15 protein-coding genes are annotated in these 23,056 nt (G+C 31.1%); all 15 read left to right on the top strand.

Features of this window, described 5'->3' with window-relative positions; all coding sequences use genetic code 11:
- The first annotated feature begins 2 nt into the window (after positions 1-2).
- The 15 genes from BM157_RS01335 to BM157_RS01265 all read left to right on the top strand — a co-directional run bounded on the left by BM157_RS01335 (position 3) and on the right by BM157_RS01265 (position 23,036).
- A complete protein-coding gene (locus tag BM157_RS01335) occupies positions 3-3,704 on the top strand; it encodes a DUF5702 domain-containing protein (protein ID WP_090139649.1) in 3,702 nt (1,233 codons plus the stop codon).
- A gap of 31 nt (positions 3,705-3,735) precedes the next feature.
- Positions 3,736-4,371: a hypothetical protein gene (locus tag BM157_RS01330; RefSeq protein ID WP_090139646.1), complete on the top strand. Its 636-nt coding sequence runs from the start codon at positions 3,736-3,738 to the stop codon at positions 4,369-4,371.
- 30 nt (positions 4,372-4,401) lie between these two features.
- On the top strand, positions 4,402-5,748 hold the full coding sequence (locus tag BM157_RS01325; RefSeq protein WP_318255723.1) for a hypothetical protein: 1,347 nt from the start codon (positions 4,402-4,404) through the stop codon (positions 5,746-5,748).
- A complete protein-coding gene (locus tag BM157_RS01320) occupies positions 5,748-6,416 on the top strand; it encodes a prepilin peptidase (RefSeq protein ID WP_090139642.1) in 669 nt (222 codons plus the stop codon). Before BM157_RS01325 ends, BM157_RS01320 begins: the two co-directional genes overlap by 1 nt.
- A gap of 13 nt (positions 6,417-6,429) precedes the next feature.
- Complete coding sequence (locus BM157_RS01315) at positions 6,430-7,743, top strand: WG repeat-containing protein (protein ID WP_090139640.1); 1,314 nt, start codon at positions 6,430-6,432, stop codon at positions 7,741-7,743.
- 3 nt (positions 7,744-7,746) lie between these two features.
- The gene (locus BM157_RS01310) at positions 7,747-9,540 is read left to right on the top strand and encodes a DUF6382 domain-containing protein (RefSeq protein ID WP_090139637.1); all 1,794 of its coding nucleotides are present in this window, start codon (positions 7,747-7,749) and stop codon (positions 9,538-9,540) included.
- 68 nt (positions 9,541-9,608) lie between these two features.
- Positions 9,609-10,382: a PP2C family protein-serine/threonine phosphatase gene (locus tag BM157_RS01305; RefSeq protein WP_090139635.1), complete on the top strand. Its 774-nt coding sequence runs from the start codon at positions 9,609-9,611 to the stop codon at positions 10,380-10,382.
- A 16-nt stretch (positions 10,383-10,398) separates the two neighbouring features.
- A complete protein-coding gene (locus BM157_RS01300) occupies positions 10,399-12,081 on the top strand; it encodes a serine/threonine protein kinase (protein WP_090139633.1) in 1,683 nt (560 codons plus the stop codon).
- A 3-nt stretch (positions 12,082-12,084) separates the two neighbouring features.
- On the top strand, positions 12,085-12,558 hold the full coding sequence (locus BM157_RS01295; RefSeq protein WP_090139631.1) for a hypothetical protein: 474 nt from the start codon (positions 12,085-12,087) through the stop codon (positions 12,556-12,558).
- A gap of 10 nt (positions 12,559-12,568) precedes the next feature.
- Positions 12,569-19,891 (top strand): membrane protein insertase YidC, encoded by a 7,323-nt coding sequence (locus tag BM157_RS01290; protein WP_090139629.1) that lies wholly within the window; start codon positions 12,569-12,571, stop codon positions 19,889-19,891.
- 13 nt (positions 19,892-19,904) lie between these two features.
- Entirely contained in the window at positions 19,905-20,444 is a 540-nt protein-coding gene (locus tag BM157_RS01285; RefSeq protein WP_318255721.1) for a DUF4234 domain-containing protein, read from the top strand.
- A gap of 156 nt (positions 20,445-20,600) precedes the next feature.
- Entirely contained in the window at positions 20,601-21,065 is a 465-nt protein-coding gene (locus BM157_RS01280; RefSeq protein ID WP_090139627.1) for a hypothetical protein, read from the top strand.
- A 212-nt stretch (positions 21,066-21,277) separates the two neighbouring features.
- Positions 21,278-21,526, top strand: a complete 249-nt coding sequence (locus BM157_RS12875) for a hypothetical protein (protein ID WP_318255720.1) — start codon at positions 21,278-21,280, stop codon at positions 21,524-21,526.
- Between the two features lie 640 nt (positions 21,527-22,166).
- Positions 22,167-22,445, top strand: a complete 279-nt coding sequence (locus BM157_RS01270; protein ID WP_318255719.1) for a hypothetical protein — start codon at positions 22,167-22,169, stop codon at positions 22,443-22,445.
- 288 nt (positions 22,446-22,733) lie between these two features.
- The gene (locus BM157_RS01265; RefSeq protein ID WP_082437091.1) at positions 22,734-23,036 is read left to right on the top strand and encodes an ArsR/SmtB family transcription factor; all 303 of its coding nucleotides are present in this window, start codon (positions 22,734-22,736) and stop codon (positions 23,034-23,036) included.
- Positions 23,037-23,056 lie beyond the last annotated feature (20 nt).

The raw sequence follows: 23,056 nt of genomic DNA, 5'->3' as shown, positions 1-23,056 counted from the left end.
AAGTGATTAAATTTTTTTCAAAAACAAAAGGTGTTGTATCAGTATTTCTTGTAATAATACTTGTTCCGATGATGGTGATATCAGCATTATTTGTTGATGCGAGCAGAGTACAGCTTGCTGGCAGCGTTGCAGCATCAGCAGGAGATTTGACATTAAACACTGCTTTGACAGATTATGATTCATTGCTTAAAGATATGTATGGATTGTTTGCAACAGCGCAGGATACAGATGATTTGTATGAAAAATTAGAAGATTATTATAAGACATGTATTACTTCTGCAGGGGTCAGTTCAACTGATGCAGATTCATATGTTAATCAGATAATGTCACAATTAGGTCTTGTAGCGGATAACAAGAATACTAATGATATTCTTAATATGGAAGTTACTGATTTTACAGTAAGTAAAAGAAGCGATACATCGCTTGCTAATGCTTCTATATTAAAAGATCAAGTTGTTAACTTTATGAAATATAGAGCTCCAATTAACACAGGATTAGGATTTTTATCATCACTTAATAGTTTTACCACACTTAGCAAACAGACAGAGCTTGTTGATAAGAGAACGGAATACTATAAAGAACAGCAGACTGTTATGGAAGCGGCACAAAGTGCATGGAAATATATAAATGAATACAATAAAAGTGGATTTGTAAGTGATGGTGATTATTTTTCAAATATGAAAAATAATTTTGATGAATATGAAAATGAGTATAAAAATTTAGCTAAAAAGGTTATAAAAGATTTATATGATACACAATCATATAGTGGATTTACAAATTATTCATATTATATAGGTGAAGAAAATATAAAAATTAATGATGAAGAAAAAGAAGTTGCTGTATTTTATACCAATAGTGATAAGACATCAAAGCTTGATACATATGATAAACTGTCTGATTATTCGAATGAAAAAAAGGCAACGGCAGAAAATATAAAAGGCAGATTGGTAGATTATTATAATTCTTATAATGATTTGAAAAAAGCAGAAAATAATCTGCCAGAATATAATGGAAATACATACGGTTTACAGTTCCTTGTGCAGATAAATAGAAAAAATCTGTATGAAAATTGGGTTTTTGCTATGAAAACACTGTATGAGAAGTATAGCAAGCTAAAAAATGCTTACGAAAATGCGGCAACAAATGCTTCTGGTAAGAGTGTAACAGAAGATTATTATACAATATGTGATGAAAATAGTGCACATCAACTTTCGTACTATTATGAAAAATATATGAATCAGTTTGATGCATTATCAGGTGTATTTAATACTACAATATCACAATATAATAGTACATTACAGGGATATGCAAATAATGCAGATACTAATACTGAAGCAACAGCTAATAGGGTTACAGAACTTTATAATCAGATAAATGGCTACAGGGCAACAATACAAAATGCTAAAAATAATATAGAGTTAGCAATACCTTATTTGAATGATGTTAAAAATAAAATTAAATCAGATGGGTCTTTAAAACAAAAGGAATCAGATTGGAAATCCTCTGCAAGTTCATCTGAATTAAAAAATACAACTATGGCAAAGCAAGATTTGGCTGAAATTAATAATTTATCTTCATATTTAAAAGAAAGTGATGTTGATAATCTTATTAATAGATTAAATAATATTGGCTCACATCTTGGAGATATGTTGAATGAAATAGATAGTTATACATTTTTTAATACGCCGATTGGAGAGATAAGTGATTATTCTACATTTACATATATATTAAGTCAGAATATAGGTGATGATAATTTAAAAAATGTTTCAACAGATAGTACTGATTTGGAAAATCAAGCAAACAGCTGGTGTAATGAACGGTTTAATATTGGCTCTTCAGTTGACGTGTCATGGGAAAATCAGTCGGGAACGCAGGCAAATCTTATTAAAGATAAATTAGAATTTTATTCATATTTGTATACACACTTTAATGTTGGTGAAGTTTCAACATCTACAGAAGAAAAAGAAGAAAATACATCAAGTGATAGTGGAAAAGCCTTATATAATAGTATAAAAGATAAAGCTAAAAGTGATGCAGAATCAAAGGCCACTATACCTGATGCTAAGAGTGGCAATCAAATAAGTGAGCAATCTGATTTGCCGTCAAGTGGTTCAGGAGGAAGCGAAACAGCTTCAGCATCTGTAACAGCTGGAGATAATGCAGCTAAAGATACAAGTAAAAGTCTTAGTTCAATATTTTCAGGACTTGCAGAAAAAATAGTGGATATGGCAACAGAGTTAAGAGATAATCTTTATTTTTCTGAATATGTTATGGGAATGTTTAGTTACGACACTATAGAGAAGGAGAATGAAAAACAACATCCAGGAACTACGGTTACATCAATAACTAACACATCTATTAATAGTGATAATAATTTTGCATATGGTTCGGAAATAGAATATGTAATATATGGTGGAAGTAACAGTGAGAATTTAATAAAAGCATATGGTTCAATATATGGTATTAGGTTAGGATTTAACCTTATATATGCATTTACATCTTCTGAGATAAGAGAAACAGCATTTGCAATGGCAACTCCTATATCTGCGGCAACGTTGGGAGTTATTCCTGCTCCGCTTATACAGGCAGGAATAATAATTGGTCTTGCTTGTTGTGAATCAGGTCTTGATTTGTCAAATTTAAGAGAAGGTGAAAAAGTTCCTTTATTTAAAAATAAAGAAACATGGCAATTATCGGTTAGCGGATTAATAAATTACGCCAAAGGGAAAGTAACAGAGATTGTAAAAGAAACTGGTACAAAAATAATTGATGAGAGTCAGAAAAAATTGTCAGAATTTCTTGATATGACAGATGAGGAATTAAGTAAAGATATTAATGCAAAGCAGGAAGAAATATCAGGTTATTTGGGAAATGCTTATGATACTTTGATTGAAAGGCATGCCAATACAGCTATTCAGAAATTAACGACTCTTGCAAATAATGCAATAGAGGAATATGCGGTAAATCAATCAATAGATAAGGTTAATTATGTATCAACAGCACTTGATAATTGGATTGATGAAGAAGGAAATGGTGTAGATAAGTCAACAGATATTTCATATATAGTAAAAAAACAGGCTGTTGATTATATAAAGCAAAATTATATTGAGACAGTAATAACAGCTATAGAAGATGCTGGAAAAGATGCACAAGGAAATGTAGAAGACATAGCTGCGGAACTTAATGGCGTTTTAAGTAAGGTAAGAATACATATAACAGAAGAAATAAATAAGGCGGGTTCAAAGGTATCAGAATATAAAACACAAATGATAGAAGAGGTTAAAAATTCAATGAGTGAAGGTGCTGATAAACTTAAAGAAACTCTTAATTCAAAGATTGATGGCATATTTGGAAATTCTAACGCTGGTGTTAATCTAAGTAAAGATAATGATAATACAGGAGTTACGTCCCTTCTTTCATTTGCATATAGTGATTATCTTAGATTATTTTTGATTATTGGTCTTTATACAAATCAAGAAGGAGTTATTTTAAGAACAGCAGATGTTATTCAGGTAAATATGGCAAAGCAGCCTAATCGAAGTGGATTTAAGATGTCGAAGGCCTCAATGTATGTTGAATTATCGGCTACAATACAGGTAAAACCTACATTGTTAGCGCTTCCTTTATTTGCAGATGTACAGGGGAATCCAAAAGACAATACTAATTGGTATACAATTCAGTATAAAAACATTAAAGGATATTAAATATGTAGAAATTGTGGTTAAAGGAGAAAAAATGAAAAAATTTATAGTGATTAGTTTAAGTTTAATTGTGACAATGTCTTTGATTGCTTGTGGCTATAGTATTGAAAACAATGAACAAAATAAGGTAAGTACTACGGAATTAAGTGGTGAAAATGAAAACGACACAATAAAAAACGTAACTCAAGCAGTTGGAGAATTGACAAAAATTTATCAAGTTCCGGCAGAGAAAATATATATTAATGTTCCAGATTATCAAGAAATTGAAAGTGGATTTTCAAAGTTATATGTAATTGGACGACAAATTAATATTGCAATTACAGCCGATGATACAATAAAAGTAACAACGTTAGAGCAGGCACAAGAGGGAGTATTCAAAGATTATATAAAAAATATGCAAAATTATGCCACAATTGATGAGCTAAAAGTTGAAAAAGATTCCAAACTTACTGTCAATGGTACGGAAATGTATAAGTTTGAGGGAAAACTTGCGTGTCATGCAGAGACAGGTAATTATGAGCTTTATACAATAGGTTATTCGTTTATTATGGATGGAATTCCATGCAGTATTGAAGGAACAGTTTTAGATAAGTCACAGCCAGACGATATGATAAATCAGGTCAGGAATACTGTTAACGCAATGGCACAGACAGTAAGGAATACTAAGTAATTATTTGAATTTTAGGAAGGAGAGATGGATATGAAAATGCGGACAAGTGAAGAAAATGGTGTTGTTACTGTAGAAGCAACCATCTCTCTCACAGCGTTTATGTTTGCAATTATAACAATACTAACAATAGTTAATATAGCTTTAGTTCAGGCAAAGGTAGCTATTGCTATCAACACAACAGCCAGAGAATTATCACAGTATAGTTATCTATATTCATTAACTGGATTTAACAAGAGTGAAGCTGAGCTTGCAGAGGCAGGAAAAAATGACACACAGAGTATCAGTACAATTATGACAAATGTAGATACAGTGTTTAATGAAATTCAAAATCTTGGTAATACGGGTAAGCAGGAGTATACGAATATAGATGATATTACTAATGCTATGGACTCAGCAATGGAAAGTATTAATAATATGCAGACAGCTGGTGGAAATATAGAAGATGCTATAAAGGATATAGCAGATGATCCCAAGAAAATTATTTATGGTATGTCTAAACTTGTAGCAAGTAAGGGACTTGATTTTGCAAAGTCAAGATTAATTGCAGCTCCTTTATCAAAAGCAATGTGTAAAAAACATCTTGTAAATTCTAAAGGTGGTAATGTTGAGGACAGCTTAAAAGAATTAGGTGTAGTAAAGAAAGCAGATAAGAATACATATTTGGATAGTCTTGATTTTTCTAATTCAACAATATTTCCAAGCGGTTCCAATGAGATAACAGTTGATGTTTCATATGATGTTAAGGTTATAGCTCTTTTACCAATAAAGCAAACATTTCATTTTCATCAAAAAGCAGTAACACATGGCTGGCTTACGGGTGAATCAGCATATCAAAGCCGTAAGGATAATGTAGTTGTTAATAATACATTATGGACAGAGGCAACAGTTACAGAAAGAGCTAATTATATCCGTAATATGGCTATCAAAGATTTACAAGATGAAGGTTATAAAAAGACAGCTGGTTTAACTGATGTTCAGATGTATAGTACGGATAAAAAGGAGTTTGTAATGATTTCATCAATGAATCCATTATATTCAGAAGATGGTGAAGATGTAAAAAGTGTTGATGATTTAAGTACAGAAGCGATAAAAATGTCTATTGAGCGTTTATGTGGAAAAATGAAGAGCACAACAGATGGTTTAAAGACAGTGGAAACAAAAACAACCAAAGATGGAGTAACAACAAAGACGTCAAATGATTGTTCAGGGGCATCGAATAAAGTTATTTTAGTTATTCCTGAAGATACAGGGCTAAAAGAAAAAATGGAAGAAATTATAAAATTATCGGATACCAAAGGCGTATCTATTGAACTTGTACAAAGTTATGGAAATGGTGCAAGCAAAACCACAAATAATAATAGTCAGGAGGAAGAGTAATGAAAATAGTTATTGAATTATTTGTGACATTATTAATCCTTATAGTTGGCTATGTAGGAACATGTCAGTATTTAAAAGGTGATAGTCTTAAAAATATTAATAAAGATTGTTTAAGATTTGGACGTAATAGAATTATTTATTTGTGTGTTGGAGCAATAATTAATATTGGTGTAATAGTTTTATTTAATACTATATATGTTGATACGTTGTTTTTAGAACAAATGAAGATGCTTATACTTATAAGTTTTATATACCCAATGGCAGTTGTTGATTATAAAGAACATCGAATACCTAATCAGTTATTAATTATAGCATTATTTATAAGAATAATACTTTATGTATTTGAATTTATAAATTCAAAAGATGATGTAATTGTTACAATTAAGTCTGATTTGGCAGGAGCAATTATAATAGGGGGATTTTTTTTAATAATCTTATTAATATTCAAAAACAGTATAGGTATGGGAGATATAAAATTATTTGCATTGATGGGATTGTATCAGGGATTATTTGGAGTTTTTAATTCAGTATTTTTTTCTTTGATAGTGTCATTTTTTATATCAATAATATTATTAATACTAAAAAGAAAGAATAGAAAAGATGTAATACCATTTGGACCAAGTATATATGCTGGTACTGTTGTAGGTATATTTTTAACAGGATTATAGAAAGGCGTAAGTTATGAAGAATTATAGAAAATTAGTGCCAATAGTTATGATTGTAGTAATGGTTCTTTCTTGGTATAGGCTTATTTCAAACAAACTAAGTGTAGATAGGGAATATAATAAATATCTAACTGAAGCAAGAAATTATGCAGATATTAATGTAACTAAGTATGCGGTAGAAAATTATAGTAAGGCACTTAGTGTAAAATCTTCAGCTGACATATATGAAGAGGTGGCTGATTATTACTCAAGACAAGAAAATAGTTATGATGCATGGCTTGCATGGTGTGAAACATTTATTGAACAATATCCTAGAAATTCTAAGTCTTATGATTGTATATTACAAAATTATATGTCTGTTAATGATTATTCTAATTGTTATTCTATTTTAGATATAGCAGATAAACGTAATATATCATCAGATTATATTGATTCATTAAAAAGTGAAATTGAATACAAGTACAGACTTGATTTGAACTCCTATGATGAAGTATCGGTTTATAGTAATAATTTTTGTGCAGTGAGAGCTAATGACAACTGGGGATATGTTGATAGATATGGAAATAGCAAGATACAAAAGAAATATAAAAGTGCAGATGCTTTTTCAGGTGCTGCTTGTGCGGCTGTAATTGATAAAAATGGTGATGCATATTTTATAGATAAAACAGATGAAAAAGTTAGGGCAACGAATGAAAAATATAAGCAATTTGGAATACTTATAAATGGAATAATGACGGCACGAAATGAAAATGGGAAATATTCATATCTTGATGAAGATTTTGAAAAATTATTTGGTGATTATGATAATGCAACTGCAATAAATGGAGATATAGGGGCAGTAAAGACAGGTTCTGCATGGAAGATTATTAATAAAGATGGAAAGCAGGTTGGCTCTACAGAATATGAAGATATTATTATTGATGAAAAAAATATTGTTTGTAGAAATGACAGATTGTTTGTCAAGACGGGAAATGGCTACATAATGGTTGATACTTCCGGAAAACAAATTGGTTCAGATGTATATGAAGATGCAAAGTTATTTAGCGATGATACATATGCGGCTGTTAAGCAGAATGGTAAATGGTTTTTTATAGATAAAGAAGGAAAGAAACATTCGGATAATACATATAATGATGCACGTTCATATATGAATGGAATGGCAGCGGTTCTTATTGATGGAAAATGGGGATTTGTTGATTCAAATGAGGAGATAAAGATAGAACCACAATATTATGGTGCAAAAGATTTTAACGAAAAAGGCAGTTGTTTTGTAAAAGTTGGCGATAAATGGCAGCTGCTTAAATTATATAGATTAAACAGGGAGGACTAAGTTATGGAATTTACATACGAAAATCAAGGAGCAAGTACATATTTAGTATATGAGGTAAAAGAATCGGATGTTGTAGATTCATTAAGTCTTGGTATGCTTACGAATAACAAAATTCAAGGTTTGGCACAGACATTATTTACTCAGATGAATGAAACGAGATATATAAAATATAATGTTTCATCAAAAATATCAGTAAGACAATTTTTTAATGGACCAGTTAATAAGAAAAGACTTCTTGGAGTGTTTAGTGGAATTGTTGATGGTTTATTATCAGCAGAAGATTATATGATTGATTCTAACGCAATTGTACTTGATTTAGATTATATTTTCGCAGATGTATCTACGTGTGAAGCGATGTTAATATGTCTTCCTATAAGTAATCTTGAAAGAGAAAGAACGGATTTGGGTGTATTTTTCAAAAATATAATGGTGAATACACAATTTGATTCTACAGAAAATTCTGATCACGTTGCAAAGATTTTCAATTTCCTTAATACTTCTCCAGCATTTTCACTTACAGATTTTAAGATGCTGCTTGAAGAAATCAGAAATGATGGAAATGTAACTGAGATGTTGTCAAATGTTAAGAATGAATCTATTAATAATCAGCAGAATATGGCTCAGAATAATATTAATAACCGAAGTGTTCAGCCACAGCAGGTACCTGTACAGCAGGCACAGTCAATTCCAGTGCAACAGCAGCAAAGAACAATTCAAGTACAGTCAAAACCGCAAAGTCAGCAGGCTCAGCAGTTTCAGCAGCCTGTAAGACCTATGCCTAATAATAGACAGATGAATATACCAAATGGTAATATGCCTAATCAGCCAATTAATCGTTCGTCACAGCAGTTCCAGACAAATCAGCAGTCAGGGACACAAAAGGAAATGAGTTTATTTTATCTTTTACAGCATTATAGTGCAGAAAATGCAGCTATATATAAAGCACAAAAAGCAGCTAAAAAGGCAAATGCTCAGAATAATATGGCTTCAGGGAATATGGGGATGCCAGAGGCTGGAAATAAGCATAAAAGAGATAAAAATCCCAAAATGCCAAAAGGACAGCCACAGTCTGGTAATTTTAATGTTCCAGGAATGCCAGAAGGCAATGGAATGAGAGTTCCATCTATGCAAGGAGGAAATGTCAGATCACCTATGCCAGGTATGAATGGGCAGCAGAATTTTGCAATACCGGGACAGCAGAATATGTCAATGGTTCAAAACAGGGTTAAGCAACAGAATGTTACTCAGCCACAGCAGTCTGTTCAAAATGAATATGCAGCCACAGAAGAACAGGTTGGTAATGTAAGAGCTGATTATAATAATCCATCACAGAATAAAGCACAGGAATATAATCAATCGTTTGTACAGACACAACAGCATAATCAGGAACAGCCACCTATGCAGGGACAGCAGATGAATTTTGGAGAAACTACCAATCTTGATATGTTAAGAAATGGCGGAACAACTGTTTTAAATCCAAGTATGAGAAACCCACAGATGATTTCACCTAACTTAATAAGGATGAAAAACAATGAGAAAATTATGATCAATAAGCCTGTATTTAGAATTGGAAAAGAAAAAAGTTATGTTGATTATTTTGTAAGTGACAATACAGCAGTAAGTAGAAGTCATGCAAATATTATAACAAGAGATTCTAAATATTATGTAATGGATACTAATTCGACTAACCATACATATGTCAATGGAAAAATGATACAGAGTAATATAGAAGTTGAAATAGAAAATGGCGATAAAATTCGTTTTGGAAATGAAGACTTTGAATTTAGAATGTTTTAATTATGGTTAATAGTAATAATTATTTAGGCTATATTAACATAATTATATGCAAAGGGAGGTAATAAATAGTGGATTTTATTATTTCTGCAACAACCGATATAGGAAATACAAAAAATACTAATCAGGATAGTTATAATGCCAGAGTTATTAGAACACAGTCAGAAAAAATGGCATTTGCAGTGTTATGTGATGGTATGGGTGGATTATCTAAAGGAGAAGTTGCAAGTGCTTCAGTTGTTAAAGCATTTTGTAACTGGGTTGATATGAAACTGCCAATATTGTGTGAAAATGGTTTGGAAGATGCAGATATTCAGAAAGATTGGTGTGGCATAGCAATAGATTTTAATGAAAAAATTAAAAATTATGGAAAAAAATGCGGATTAACATCAGGTGTTGGAACAACGGTTACAGCCATTTTAATAACAGAAAAGAAGTATTACATAATAAATGTAGGTGATACCCGTGCGTATGAAATAATGGATAAAGTGTCAGTTCTTACTAAAGATCAGACAGTTGTTTCAAGAGAAGTAGAACTCGGGAATCTGACAGAAGAACAGGCAAAATATGATGCCAGAAGAAGTGTTCTTTTACAGTGTATTGGAGCATCTGATTACATATATCCAGATATATTTATTGGAAATACCAAAAAGGATGCCGTGTATATGTTATGTAGTGATGGTTTTAGGCACGAGATAAGTAATGATGAAATATATAATTATTTAAATCCGTCAGTTATGCTTGATAAAGATATTATGAAGAAGAATATGGATACGCTTGTGGAGATAAATAAGCAAAGGCAGGAACGAGATAATATTACAGTTGTATCTATAAGAACATATTAGATAAAGGAGAAAAAAGATGCTTGAAGTAGGTTCACTTGTTGATGGCAAATATAAGATCCTTAGTAAGGTTGGACAAGGCGGTATGAGTGTTGTCTGGATGGCGATTAATGAAAAAGCTAACAAAACATGGGCTGTAAAAGAAGTGCGAAAAGATGGTGTTTTGGAATTTGAAGCCGTTAAGCAGGGACTTGTCGCTGAAACAGATATTCTTAAAAAGCTTAATCATAAAAACCTTCCTAGTATTATTGACGTTATAGATAATGAAGATTCATTCATTATAATTATGGATTATATAGAAGGTAATTCTCTTAATAAGGCTTTAGAAGAGTATGGAGCACAGCCACAGGAATATGTTATTGAATGGGCAAAACAGCTTTGTGATGTACTGGGATATTTACATTCCAGACAGCCGGCAATCATATATAGGGATATGAAACCAGCAAATATAATGTTAAAGCCAGATGGAAATGTAACACTTATTGATTTTGGTACAGCAAGAGAATTTAAGGAAAAGAACCTTGCGGATACAACATGCTTAGGTACAGTGGGGTATGCGGCACCGGAACAGTTTGGTGGAATGGGACAGACTGATGCAAGAACAGATATATATTGTCTCGGAGCTACATTGTTTCATCTGGTTACAGGCTGCAATCCAAGTGAACCACCATATGAAATGAAGCCAATAAGACAGATTAATCCTGAATTATCAAGTGGCTTGGAAAGAATTATTCTTAAATGTACACAGAGAAATCCAGATGACAGATATCAGTCAGCAGCGGAGCTTATGTATGCATTAGATCATTATAAAGTTATTGATGATGAATATAAAAAGAAGCAAAAAATAAAACTTAGTGGATTTATAGCTGCATTGAGTTTAAGTGTAATATTTGCTGTAAGTGGACTAAGCTTTAATATTGTTGCACATAAAAAGGCATCCGAAGAATATCAAAGAGTATTGCAAAATGCAGAGGATACATCTAATTATAATGAAAAAATAAAATTGTATCAGGATTGTATAGCAATACCAAATCAAGGCGGAAACAAAGAAGCTTATCTTGGATTAATAAGAGCGTTTCGTGATAATGATCATAATTTTACTGATAGCGAAGCTAATACATTAGACAAGCTGATATCGAATAATAGGGATGAATTAATAAAGAATCCTAAGGATTATGCGGATATATGTTATGAAACTGGAAAGTTATATTGGTATTACTATCAGGAAAATGCTAATAAACTTACCTCAGCTATAAATGCCAAAAACTGGTTTGGAAAAGTTAAAGAATATGCTCCAGATGGATATGAGAACAGAGGGACGGCAGAAGTTTATTATGCAGTGGGAGACTTTTATTCGACAATAACAGAATTACAAAAAACAGGTGAGGATAGAGGGATATATCAAGATTTCTTCAATAATCTTTCATTGCTTATGGAATCTGTTGGTAAAAATGACAATGAAACAGAAATCGTCCGTTTAGAGATGCTTGAATTAGCAAGAAGTTCTATACAACAATATGCTACCAAATTTAAAAGAGATGGAGTTGAAAAGCAGGACATAGATGCAATGCTTTCAGATATTGAATCAATTGCAAGTAAGATGGAAACTGATTTGACTTTAAAAAATAACATTTTAAATCTTTTGAACGATACGAAATTATCAGTTGCAATTGATTATGGAACTGGAAATGGAGGTAACTGATATATGTCAATAGAAAGATTACAAAGTATGTCGACAATATTTTATATAATTGCAGTTGTTTTGCTGTTTATAGCAATTGCTTTATTTTTCCTTTTGGATATAAGAAGGATAATTGGAGATTTAACTGGAATTACAGCACGTAAAGCAATAGAAGATATTAGAAGACAAAATGAAAATACAGGAGAAAAAAATTATAAGTCAAGTCCTGTTAATGTTGCAAGAGGAAGGCTTACAGATAAAATATCACCATCTGGTAAATTAATAAAAAGCACAGGTGGAATAGGAATTTCTCCACAGACAGAAAAATTCAATACATCAGAACTTAGTCCTGATACAGGAAATACGGAAGTGCTTAATACAGGAATGAATGAAACGACAGTATTATCACATTCAACTAATGAAACAACAGTATTAAATAAAGAATTTTGTATTGAATTTGAAATTGGATATGCAGAGAGTAAAGAAATTATAGAATAGGAGAAAAATTATGAAAGGCAAAAGAAAGCTTATAGAACGTATTAATGCATGGTTTCTTGTAATATTAATGGTTATTTCAATTATTCCATTTAATGTATTTAGAATACGAGCTAAAGCAGATTCACAGACTAATGGTTATTCTATTACAGTCAAGGACGAAGCTGGTGCATTAATTGATGGCGTTAATATTGAATATTTAATAAAAGCTGGAAGTGAAAATAAGTCGGGTAATGTTGTGACAATTAATGGTATTGCGTTAATTGCAGACATAACCTCCGATTTAATTGCGAATGCAGCAACAGACGGAACGACAGTAACTATGGATATTACAGCTACGAAAGATGGATATGTTAAACATACAAGTACTAATATACAGGTAGTCAATGACGTTGATAATATTGATGTTGAAATACATAAGAAAGCAATTGATGACACATTTGCTTTTACTTTATCAACAGCTGAGATAAAATATGGTGAGGATTTTACTAACACAGCTGCGAGTTCAAAAACAGACCGTGCTGGTACTGTAACATATAGTGTTGAGTCAGGTGATGAGTGTATAAGTGTAGATAATGATGGTGCTATAACTACACTGAAAGCAGGAAGTGCAACTATTAAAGCTGTATTGCCTGAGGACGAGAACTATCAGGAATCACAGGCAACATATACTTTAACTATAAATAAAGCAGATGATTCCAATTTTGAATTTAGTGATCCTGCTCCAGGGTATATTATATATTCAGAAAATGGAACATATGTTAATAAGGTATCTGGTGGTTATGGAAAAGGTGACATAACATATGAGATTGCCAGCGGAGATGATTATGCAACTGTAGATAATGATGGAACATTACATTTATTAAAAGCAGGAAGTGTTGTTGTTGAAGCAAAAAGGGCTGCTGATGATAAATATAAAGAAGTCAAAGCACAATATACAATTGAAATCAAAAAAGCATCTCAGAAAATGCTTCAGTTTGAAATAGAGACACCAGAAGATGCAGCTATAACAGATGGAACATTTAGTAACGAAGCGTCAGGTGGTAATGGTACAGGACAAATTATATATGAGATTACAACAGGTTCAGAGTATGCTTCTATAGAAGATAATACATCACCAGTTATAACATTAAAGAAAATTGGAACGATAGTAGTAAAAGCAACAAAATTAGGAGATGAAAGATATGAAGACTCTTCTCCAATAACTTATACACTTACTATTAAGAAGGCTCAACAGGAAGCACTAGAATTTTTAACAACTAATCCAGAAATTACATATTCAGAGAATTGGACTTATACTGTTGAAGCATCAGGTGGAAGTACTAGTTCTGCAATTGCATATTATATAGTTGATAACGGAAATAGAGTTACAGAGAATGATATTGCAAGTATTGACACAGCAACAGGTATTGTTAAATCTAAGGGATATAAAACAGGAATAATTACAGTAGAAGCGGTTAAAGGGGCAGATGATATATATGAGGAAGCTTCAATAGCCTGCAGTATTACAATAAAAAAAGCAAATCAAACAGAAGTTAAGTTTAATAAAAACACTGATAAAGTTACATATGGTGAAAATAATAATGAATACAACAATGTAGCTATAGGAGGACAATCAACAAGTGATATTAAGTATAGTGTAAAAGAAGTTAGTAATACACAATCAGGGGTTCCTTGTGCAGCCGTAGATGTGGATACAGGAAAAGTAACTATTAAGGGTTCTGGTACAATTACTGTAGTGGCTGTAAGAAATGGTGATGATTGTTATCTTGATTCCAATAAGGCATATTATACATTAACAATAGATAAAGCAGAACAGAAAGGCTTTAAATTTGATAATAATATGCCACAATCAATCAAATATAATGAGAATAATAATGAATATACATTAGCAACAACGGGTGGTAATGGAGATGGAGAAGTAAAATATTCAATTGTAAGTGGTGATGCTATAACAATTGATGGTAATAAGATTAAAGTAAAAAAAGCAGGAAAAGTAACTATTCGAGCAGAAAAGGCATCTTCTGATGGTTATAAAGCTGCTATTGATGAATTAACAATTGATATAAGTCCAGCAGAACAGTCAATTAAATTTAATGATACCAATACACAAAAAGTAATATATGGTAATAATTTTTCTAATGCAGCAGTCCCAGTAGAAAATATAAGTGTACCGGACAAAAAAGGATATGCAGTGGATACTGTTATAACTTATAAAGTTATAGAGGGTGCTAATATAGCAGAAGTTGATAATAATGGTAAACTTAAATTTAAAGATAATAGTATAGGTACGGTGACTGTAGAAGCTGTTAAGGCAGGTAATAATTGTTACGCAGCTGCACAGGCAACTTATACTATACAAGTAGAATATCTTGAAACACCTTCACAGCCATATACAATATCAGGAGAAAAGTCATCTGATAATATATGGTATAGAGGTGATGTTACTATTATTCCAGCAGCAGGTTATAAAGTTAGTTATTCTAATAATTTAACTAATAATATATGGGAAGACAGCTTGAAAATAACTGAAGATGGTTCACATACTAAAAAAATTTATTTAAAGAATGAATTAGGAATAACAGGAACTATAAATATATCATCAGACGAAATCAAGATTGATAAAACAAAACCACAAAATCTTACTATAAGTTATTCAAAATCAGTACATGATATTTTGTTACAGGGAATAACATTCGGATTTTATAAAGCACCAGTAAAAGTTACGATAGAAGCAGAGGATTTGACATCAGGAATAAAGTCATTTGCATATTCTTATAAAGTAGATAATGGTGTAAGTGGTGTAAATGCCGGAAAGAGTGATGTTGTAATAGCACAGGGAGATAATGCTTTTAAGTCAGATGGTAATAAAGCTCAGGCAGTTTTTGAAATACCAGCTCAGTTTAGAGGAAAAGTCAACTTTACTGCAACGGATTGTGCTGATAATAAAAGTGACATCTGTATTGATAATGATAAAACAATAGTTGTAGATGAAATAACAAAAGGAGTTAGCGTATCTTATGATAATAATGATGTGAAAAATTCATCTTATTATAAAGCAGATAGGACAGCAACAATCAGTATAGATGAAGATAACTTTTTTGTAGAGAGCCTTGAAAAATTAACTGATGCATCAAGACCAGATGAGATTATATCAGAACATTTAAATATAACTGTTACCAGTATAAATGATGAAGGTGTAACTACTTCAAAAAAGTATCAGAATAAGGACGATTTTAAAGAGTGGTTTAACAAAGGAAGCGATGGTATATGGAGAGCATCTATTGAATTTACAGAAGAAGGCGATTATACATTAAATATTCAATACTCAGATTTTTCAGGAAATGAAGCAAAACCATATACAAATAAATTTACGATAGATAAAACTGCACCACAGGTTAGCATAGAATTAGATAAAGAAGATGCTATAAATGGAGAGTATTACTATAGAAAAGCAAAGGCGGACATAGTAATTAAAGAGCATAATTTTGACCCTTCAGATATAAATGTAAACTGTGTTACTAAAGATGCAGATGATAAATCTGTTAATGTCAAAGATTATCAGAAATTATTAAGAGAAGGTAATTGGGAGCAACAGGGCAATACTTATACACTTAGAAATGTAGAATTTGATACAGATGCTATGTATTCATTAAAGATAGATTATAAAGATATGGCAGGAAATTCACAGCAAAAAGAGGCTGAGACAGAATTTTGTATTGATAAGGAAAAACCAGAAAATCTTACAATAAGCTATTCAAAGTCAAAGAAAGATGTAATTTTGCAGTTAATTACATTTGGATATTATAAAGCACCTGTAACCGTTACAATTGCAGCAGATGATAAGACATCAGGAATAAAATCATTTAAATATTCTTATGAAGTAGAAGAAGGGGCAAGTACTGTAAATACTGGTAAAAAAGATATTGTAATATCTGAAGGTGACAAGAATTTTAAATCTGATAAAAGTAAAGCTCAGGCAGTTTTTGAAATTCCAGCCCAATTTAGAGGAAAAGTCAGCTTTACAGCAACTGATAAAGCAGAGAATGTAAGTGAAGTTTTTAAAGATACTAAAACAACAGTGGTAGATGATATTAAACCAGAGATAAATATTACGATAGATGGAAAGAATAAAAGCAACCAATATGAAGAGTATTATAAAGATTATCCTGTTACAGCCAATATTCAAATAAAAGAAGCAAATTTTGACAAGGATTCTGATGACTTGAAAATAAAAGTTACAACAGAGTTAAATGATGGAACATTAACCGAAAAGACATACAAGGATAAGGATTTAACAACAGGATTTTCATATAATGATAAAGATGATATCTGGGTAGGCAGTATAGAGTTAAATAATGAATATGAAAGTAAAGATGCCAAGTATATAGTTAGTGTTGAGTATACTGATTACTCAGGTAATGCTGCGGATAAAGTAACGAAGCAATTTATTGTGGATAAAACAGACCCAGTTGTAAAGGTAGATTACTCTAATAATGATGTACGAAATGATAAATACTTCAATGCTGATAGAACAGCTAGAATAACAATTATAGAGCACAACTTTAATTCAAATGATGTAGAGTTAAAAGTAACAAATAACAAAGCTGTTGATAATGTTGCAGATTTTGCTTCATACTTAAAGAATCCTTCAAGCTGGACAAATAATGGAGATATTCATGAGGCAGAAATTCCATTTACAGTTGAGGCATATTATACATTTGATATTTCATATACAGATATGTCAGGTAGAAAAAACACCTATGTTGATTATGGCAATTCTAAGGCTGTTAGCGAATTTGTAATCGATAAAACAGCACCAGTCAATTCTGATATTACGATAGATAGTACTTCGGTTCTGGCTATAAACGGAATAGCATTTGAAAGATTTTATCGTAACGATATTACTTTAAAATTTACAACAGATGCTGATATTAGTGGTATTAAATCAATTAAATACCAGAAAATTAATCAATTAGCAGATTATGATGTGAACGGAATATGGAATAATTATGATTCACAAAATGGTGTTTTAATAAAACCTAGTGAAAAATTTGTAATATATTTCAGAGTAGAAGATATGTCTGGTAACGTATCAATTGTCAATTCAACAGGTATAGTTGTTGATGACAAAGCACCAAGTGGTGAAAGTGCAGCACCACAGATAGATATATTGCCTGATGGAGCTAATAAGAATGGTCTTCATAATAGTAATGTAAATGTTGCAATGAAAGTTATTGATCCTAAATATTCAGGTAATAATCAAGATGTTAATGGATATTATTCAGGTATTAATAAAATAACTTATAGAATATATACCAGAGACACAGATGCGGTCGAAACAGGAACGTTGCTGGATATAGCTTCAGATAATGTTGCAGGTGCAATATATGATAATGATAAACTTATAAGTTCTTGGAATGGTAATATTGTTATTGACTCACAGAAATTTAATTCTAATAATGTAATATTAGAATTAACAGCATTTGATAATGCTGGTAATGAACGAGTTACTAATAATGAAATGATAGGTCAGTATATAAAAATAGACACAACTTCTCCAATAATAGATGTATCTTATGATAACAATATTGCAGATAACAATGTATATTTTAAAGAAAGCCGAACAGCAAGAATTCAGATAACAGAGCGTAATTTTAATGCAGATGATGTTAATATAAACATTGTAAATACAGATGGTGTAATTCCGTCAATTTCAGGATGGGAACAGAACTCAGGCAGTGGAAATATGGATGATACTACTTGGATAACATATGTTACATATGATGCTGATGGAGATTATAGTTTTGATATTAATTATAGTGATATGGCAGACAATGCAAATCAATCAGTAAATTATGCAGAAGAAACTATTGCAGCTAATGAATTCACAATAGATAAGACTTTACCGGTAATAGAAGTTAATTATGATAATAATGACGCTTCTAATGATAATTATTATAAATCGGACAGAGTAGCAACTATTACGATAACAGAACATAATTTTCAGGCAGATAGAGTTAATGTTAATATAACTGCAATGGATGATGGAAATGCGGTTTCGACGCCAGATATAAGTGGCTGGTCTTCAGATGGAGATAGAAATACAGCTACAATTAATTATAATAGTGATGCATATTATACATTTAGTGTTAGTACTAATGATATGGCGGGAAATATAAGTGAAGAATTTGCTGAACAGAACTTCTATATTGATAAGACACTTCCTGAGCTATCAATAACAGGAATTGATAATAATACAGCTAATAGTGGAACTGTAATACCAGTAGTTTCATATTCAGATACTAACTATGATGAGTCAATGGTTTCAATTACGCTTACAGGTGCTAACCGCAAGAGCGTGGAATTAGATGGAGCTTATTCAGATCAACATAATGGACGAGTATTTACATTTAACAATTTTGATAACAATAAAACCATAGATGATATTTATACACTGGATGCAAGTATAACTGATAAAGCAGGTAATACTTCTACACAGATAATAGTATTTTCTGTAAATAGATTTGGTTCAACATATGAGCTGTCTACAGAGACAGAATTTCTTAATGGAAAATATGTTAAGCAGGCGGAAGACATTATTATATCGGAAGTTAACGTTGATAGGTTAAATAATATTAGACTTATATTATATAAGAATGATGAGACAATTAATCTTAAGGAAAATGTTGATTATCAGATAAATATAACAGGTGGAAATGGTGAATGGTATCATTATACATACGTTATTTTTGCAAAGAATTTTACAGACAATGGAGTATATAGATTAACTATTCAGTCAGATGATGAAACTGGCCGTACACAGAAAACTGACCAGGATACCAAGAATGTGGAGATTCAATTTGGTATTGACGATGAAGCTCCAATAATTAATGTAAAAAATCTTGATAGCAGATCAACATATGCAGTTGAGGATAAGGATGTTGAGTTAACAGTAAGAGATAATTTAAAACTTAGTAAAGTTATTGTTGAATTGGATGGTAATGAATATAGAGTATGGTCAGATGATGAACTTGATCAAATTGTCAAAGATGGAGGTAACTTTACATTTAATATTAATGGAGATTCAACATCAGCCCATAATCTGCTTGTATATGCTGTAGATGCAGCTGGCAATGGTGAAAAAGCAATGGGTTCAGATGCACCATCGAATATTGTTAATATATCAGATTTTTATGTTACTACTAATAAATGGGTACAATATTTTAATAATAAGCCATTATTCTATGGAAGTATTATTGGAGTAGTGGTACTTGCTGGATTGGCAGTAACATCAATAACTTTGAAGAAAAGAAAATTAACAAAAGAGTCATAAGATGGAGGAAAATATGATTGAGTGTCTTAATTGCCATACAGTATGTGATGATAATGCTGAAATATGTAATGTATGTGGTATGAAATTAAATACAAGCATACAGTATGAGCAGAATAATAGTGAAGCTGGACAGGGGTATGATAACCAGTATGCACCTAAATTACAGCTTCCAAGTAATAGAAATATTGTAAAATACATAATTTTCAGTATTCTTACATTAGGAATTTATTCTATTGTAATAGAAAGCCAGATATCGGGTGAAATGAATATAGTAGCCAGTCGTGCCGATGGAAAGAGGACAATACCATTTTTAGGAATGCTGCAGATTTCGGCAATTACTTTAGGAATATATGGATTGGTTTGGAATCATTCATTTGCTAATAGAATAGGTGCTGAATTGAAAAGAAGAGGATACGATTATCAATTTGGTGCTAAGGATTTTTGGCTTTGGAATGTTTTAGGAGCTTTTATAATTGTGGGTCCATTCATATATTGTTATAAGAAATTGAATGCAATGAATATGATAAATGCAAGTTATAATATATATGGATAATAAATTATAAAGTATTAAGATAAGTAAGGGGTTATCGTGTAAAACGTTGTTGATATAATATGTAAATTATAATATTTATATATTATAGAGATTAAACTTAGCACGACAGCCCCTTTACTTTTTCGTATTTGATTATAAAATCAGACAGGGGGATTTATGATTGTATCTGTAGACAAGAAAACTTTAAAATTAATATTAGTAATATGTATATTAGCAGTAAGTGTATGTGCAGTAACAGGTATAAATGAGTTGATTAAAACTGCCGATTATATGCAGGCAGATGGAATACTTTTATCAATTGACAGATATGTTGATACGGGATTAAATAATTATTCTGGTACACAAGTTATAAGATATAAAAAATATAGTTATATAGTGAATGATAAAGAATATATATGCCAATATAGAACATATCTTTTATTTAAATCTAAAATAGGTAGTCATAAAAAAATCTATTATTTAAGTTCAGACCCTCGAAAAGTAAGAGATGAATTTAAAATAAAAACATCAATAGCAGGAGGCATATTTTTTACTTTTTTTGGTGTTATGATGTTGTTATTTATACGAAAATCTAATGAAGAAACAATGGATTATCAAAAACAACCCAAAATAAAAATATAAAGTAAGAGGATATTAATAATGAGAGAAAAAGAATGAGAAAAGCTCTTAAGGATAAAGACAACTGGACGTGATGACACAAGGTCAGATACATTCAGGTATCCATATGAACCAACCTCATACGATGTATTGGAAAGACTGGCTAATACAGGATTTATAGGCAAAAATAATACGTTGTTAGATTATGGCTGTGGAAAAGGCAGAGTAAGCATTTTATGGCATATCAGACAAAATATCATTCTATTGAGATATTCAAGAGCGTGCTGGCAAATATTATAGACAGCTATTATGAGGCTCAAAGGGAAATGCTTATTATGTGTTATTATCCGTCAGATGAGTATCTTATGTGCCTGTCACAGGAATATAATGTGACATTTGTTGAAGAGATTGATTGCAGTGATGTATCGGACGGAGAGGCTGCGAGGGAGAAGATAGTTGTATATAGAGTTGGGGAGGGAGAATAAGAGATAAATATTATTTTGAGTTTTTAGAAATAGTTTTAGAAATAGTTGTTTTATTCAATATATTATTAGGAATAGTTATAAATTGATTTAATTTAAGTTAAATCTGAATTTTAACAACTGAAATATTTAAGTTGTTGGAGTTTGAATTTAAGTTATTTTGATAAAAATTTAAGTTAGTTGGTTGGAATTTAAGTTTATTTGCTTATATTTAAGTTGCTTAATTAATTAGCTTGGCTATGAAGATAAAATTGTATTAAATTAATGAATACAATTTAAGTTTTTTGCATATAAATGAAATGAATGTTAAGATTTATATAAAGAATTGTAAGCGTTAACATATAGTTACAAAAGCTAGTAATTATCTATGTTTCACGCACATTAAAATTTTATAACATAATAACAATTGAATATTAAGTGTGAAGATACTAGAGGTAATTATAGCCTTTAGTATCTTTTTTTATTTGGAAGAAGAAATGATTATGACAGCTAATGATGTAATGAAGCAACATAAGAAGTATGTGTGTCTTAATTATGAAATGAGATGCCAGCTCGAAAAATGCTAAAAGCAGGAATTTCTAAAACTGAAATTTCTCAAGAATTAGATATATCTGTACATACAATTAATTATGAGGTATGACCTATGACAGCAATTAGAAGAGAAGATATTGAATTATTGGAAAGAGTACCAGAAGATAAGCTGGCTTATGTTGTTCAGATTTTAAGTAGTATTGATGGTTTGATAAGTATATCAGACAGACGAACAAAGAAAATAAATTTAGACCAGTTTGTTATGCCTACAACAGAGCGTAGCAGAAATGCAGATGAATATAAGAGATTTTTTATAATGTGTATAGAAAAGAATATACACGTTGTTACTTCTGCTATAACAGTAGAAGAATATCTGGTATATTCTGAATAATGGAGAATAATATATCTTCTGATTTATTGTAAATCTTATGTAATAAGTCTTTGAAGCGATTCGGCTTCTGAATCTCAATATCTATATGTATCAACGCCTCTTTATAATATTGTAAGCTAATAATCTCATATGCACAATAAATAAAGTGAAAGATACCTCGATTATTTTTGTCACATAAGGACAATTATGTATTGAAAAGGTAGAGCTTTATTTCACGAAATACATTGACATCCATCTATGTATATGCTAATTTTATACATAGATAATTATCAATACGAGGTGAATGAAATGAGATTAGCGGATGTTTCTTTAATATGCAAGGCACTTGGAGATTCAAACAGGCTGGAAATAGTGCAGATGTTGTCAAATGGAGAAAAATGCGGATGCAGGCTTTTGGAAAGATTTAGTATTACTCAGCCTACATTATCTCATCATATGAAAATACTGGTGGAGTGTGGGTTGGTTAATGACCGGAAAGAAGGCAAATGGCACCATTATTCCTTGAATTGTGAAACTTTAATAGAATTCAAAGATTCTATTGGCAGTTTGACGTGTGAGTCATGCTGTGACAAAAAAGATAGCTGTTGTTAGAGGGGGAATCCTGTTAATAC

This window comes from [Lactobacillus] rogosae, assembly GCA_900112995.1.
Classification (GTDB): domain Bacteria; phylum Bacillota; class Clostridia; order Lachnospirales; family Lachnospiraceae; genus Lachnospira; species Lachnospira rogosae.
Note: the sequence above shows the minus strand (reverse complement) of the source record. Positions and strands in the feature narration are given on the sequence as shown.